A 2,982-nucleotide genomic window follows, 5' to 3' on the forward strand; every position below is an offset into this window, starting at 1 on the left:
TTGTGCAACAAAGCCAACTTAAAGTACTATGTACTTAATTTAACATAATCACTATTATACGCAATGGACTTGTAACTCCAAAATAGAAATGTCCGGTTTCTCCAAAGTAAAAATGTCCGCTTTTAGAATATGCACTTTTGCAATTTCCTTAGCGGACGGTTTGATATGTTGGTGTCTATGTCGGATAAAGAACTTAAACGATTGTCGGTCTTGCAGGAAATCTGCGATCAACGCATAACTCAATCCCAGGCTGCTCAGCTACTTCATATTTCAGAACGTCAGATCAGACGCTTACTGCAGAAATACAAAGCCCAAGGTCCAGCTGCATTAGCCCATGCCGGTCGTGGCCAAATCAGCAATTCTAAACTTCCTGAAGAACTCAAACTCAAGTGCCTCAATATTGTTTCTGACCAACTCCATGGTTTCGGACCCACTTTAGCGCATGAAAAGCTCACCACCGTACATGGATTCGATCTTTCAGTAGAAACCCTGCGTTCTTGGATGATTGCAGCTGACTTATGGATGCCTCGATCCAAGCGCCTGAAACGACCGTATCAGCCTCGTTACAACCGGGATTGCTTTGGTGAACTGATCCAAATTGATGGCTCACACCATGACTGGTTTGAAGGACGCGCTGCTAAATGCTGTCTGCTGGTGTTTATCGATGATGCTACAGGAAAATTGCAGCATTTACGCTTCTGTGAGTCAGAATCAACCTTTGACTATATGATTTCAACACGCTTATATGTCGAACAGCACGGTAAGCCTTTAGCGTTTTACAGCGACAAACATTCAGTCTTTAGAGTGAATCAAAGCAGCAAGAAAGACACCAAGATTACCCAGTTTGGACGTGTACTCAGCACCCTGGCCAATGCCTTAAAACAGGTGGTGCTGCAACAGCGGGTGATCCATGCCGATGAAACGCCGGTCACCATCATGCGGATGGGTGAGAATGATAAAAAACCGAAGAAAGGTTATGTCTGGGCCTATGCCACTACACAGTACAATCCAGTTCAAGCCGTGATCTATGACTTTCAGGATAGTCGTTCAGGTCAGCATGCTGAAGCGTTCCTGAAAGACTGGCAGGGCCATCTGGTCTGTGATGATTACAGCGGTTATAAAGCACGCTTTAAATCAGGTCAGGTCATTGAGGTGGGCTGCATGGCGCATGCGCGTCGTAAATTCCATGAACTGCATGTGACCAAAAAAAGTCAGGTCGCTGAACAGGCATTAGTGCTGATTCAGAAACTGTATGCCATAGAAGCAGAACTCAGGAAAAAGACCGATGGTACAGCAGAACAGCGCCGCGAATACCGACAACAGCATAGTCAACCGGTGATGCAACAACTGTATGAATGGCTCAACCAACATCAACTGACTGTGCCATCGAGTTCTCCAACCGCCAAGGCGATCAATTACACTCTGAAGCGTTGGCCAGCTTTAAGCCGCTATCTGGATAACGATTGGTATAACGGTTGCCAGACCTTACGCACACCATATCGACCTAAACTTTCTTTCCAAATACGTTTGATTTGCTCTGCATGATGTAAATCATGCTGAACACGTTTCGCTCGATGTTCTGGGTTATCAACGAGATCTAAAGCCCGATAATAGGTCGAAGCTGCAATCGGTAAAATTCTACAAATCGCTTCAACACCATATCGATCTTTATTGTTCTGGATAAAATCCACCATTATTTGTGTGGGCGGTCGAGCTCCGCCTGGGCGAAAAAAGCGGCTGCTTTACGTAGAATTTCATTGGCACGTTTTAATTCTTTAATTTCACGTTCCATTTGCTTCATTTTTTCTTGGTCAGATATCTGTTGTACTTTGGCAGGATTTAGTTGATCCATATGCTTTAAATACCAAACACGCAATGTTTCAGGAGTACAACCCTTGCGCAGCATGCTGCTCAGGTGCAATAGCTGTGATTGCAGCCCAAGTAGAAGGATAATCTTTTTCAGATTCAATCAATAATTGAACCGCTCTTTCTCTGATTTCAGGGGTATATTTTGGTTTTGTCATTGGAACATTCTCTCAAGAAAGTTGGTCTCCGACAAACCCGGTACGGTTCAGTTTGTGCAACAAAGCTAAATTGAAATATCAAGACTAACAAGAAATTCAAATTGATTACTAATAGAGCGGCTCACGGCGCCCTATCTTTTAGAAAAACGTATCTGCCGATACATTAAACCGCTCAGACAATGCCTTAATATGACGAATATTCAGTTGGCGTTTACCACTTAAAATCTCAGAAATCACAGATTGGGTTGCAACTTCTGCTAAGTCAGACTGACCTAAACCATGTTGCTCCATCAAAAAAGCCAAAGCAGCACGACCATCCCCTTTAGGCATAGGAAGATGCTCATTTTCATAATCAGAAACCAAATCACCAAGCTGATGAATAAGCCCCATTAAAGGATTAGATTCGTCATCACCAACGGTATCTAAAAGTTCATCTAAAGCTTCAACAAGTGTATGAAAGTCGTCTTCATTTTCTGGCTTGCTGAGCAATGGTGCAACGTAGTGCCAGTGGTCTACGGCCTGTTTAATCATCGCGTTCATACTAACCTTCCTTCCAATGACCTTTGTCATATTCTTTATGGGACAAGACATGACGAATATACACACGTTTTGCTTGATACATCACGACGGCAATAAGTCGGATCTTGTTCCCGCCAATATCGAATACATGGAACTTTCCAACTTTATCGACAGCTGGAAAGAGCTGTTTCATCTCAGCAAAATCTTTCGGATCGTTTGCCTTTATGGTTCGATACCAACCATCTAATGCCGTTTCAGCCTGTGGCCACTTGTGCATTGCTTCTATAATTCTAGCGTGGGTGATCACATGCATAACATTTTATCGCATTTTGCTATAAATCAAGTATAAACAAATTATCGCATTTTGCAATATTGAAGGGCTAGGATGAATAAAGCGCCAAATGGCGCTTTATTAATTATCAGAGGCTTTGTTGCACAC

3 protein-coding genes, 1 pseudogene and 1 other annotated feature are annotated in these 2,982 nt (G+C 43.0%); of the genes and pseudogenes, 1 reads left to right on the forward strand and 3 read right to left on the reverse strand.

Annotated elements, in window-relative coordinates; genetic code table 11:
• The first annotated feature begins 177 nt into the window (after positions 1-177).
• A complete protein-coding gene (locus FTU80_RS16475) occupies positions 178-1,545 on the forward strand; it encodes an ISNCY family transposase (protein WP_225531283.1) in 1,368 nt (455 codons plus the stop codon).
• Here the strand turns inward: FTU80_RS16475 and FTU80_RS16250 are convergent.
• The 3 genes and pseudogenes from FTU80_RS16250 to FTU80_RS16260 form a co-directional block, all read right to left on the reverse strand.
• A pseudogene (locus FTU80_RS16250) lies at positions 1,470-2,024 on the reverse strand (IS3 family transposase); the annotation flags it as partial. The gene FTU80_RS16475 and the pseudogene FTU80_RS16250 overlap by 76 nt on opposite strands.
• Positions 1,620-1,736 (reverse strand) — a sequence feature (AL1L pseudoknot). (Overlaps the previous pseudogene by 117 nt.)
• Before the next feature lie 138 nt (positions 2,025-2,162).
• Entirely contained in the window at positions 2,163-2,564 is a 402-nt protein-coding gene (locus tag FTU80_RS16255; protein ID WP_035268402.1) for a type II toxin-antitoxin system HigA family antitoxin, read from the reverse strand.
• A gap of 1 nt (position 2,565) precedes the next feature.
• Complete coding sequence (locus FTU80_RS16260) at positions 2,566-2,856, reverse strand: type II toxin-antitoxin system HigB family toxin (protein WP_016165531.1); 291 nt, start codon at positions 2,854-2,856, stop codon at positions 2,566-2,568.
• Positions 2,857-2,982 lie beyond the last annotated feature (126 nt).

It is taken from the genome of Acinetobacter sp. YH12145 (genome assembly GCF_013418335.1).
GTDB classification, from domain to species: domain Bacteria; phylum Pseudomonadota; class Gammaproteobacteria; order Pseudomonadales; family Moraxellaceae; genus Acinetobacter; species Acinetobacter amyesii.

Coding starts and splice junctions, on each gene's coding strand:
- FTU80_RS16475 (WP_225531283.1), top strand. CDS start 178: ATGTCGGATAAAGAACTTAAACGATTGTCGGTCTTGCAGGAAATCTGC.
- FTU80_RS16255 (WP_035268402.1), bottom strand. CDS start 2,564: ATGAACGCGATGATTAAACAGGCCGTAGACCACTGGCACTACGTTGCA.
- FTU80_RS16260 (WP_016165531.1), bottom strand. CDS start 2,856: ATGCATGTGATCACCCACGCTAGAATTATAGAAGCAATGCACAAGTGG.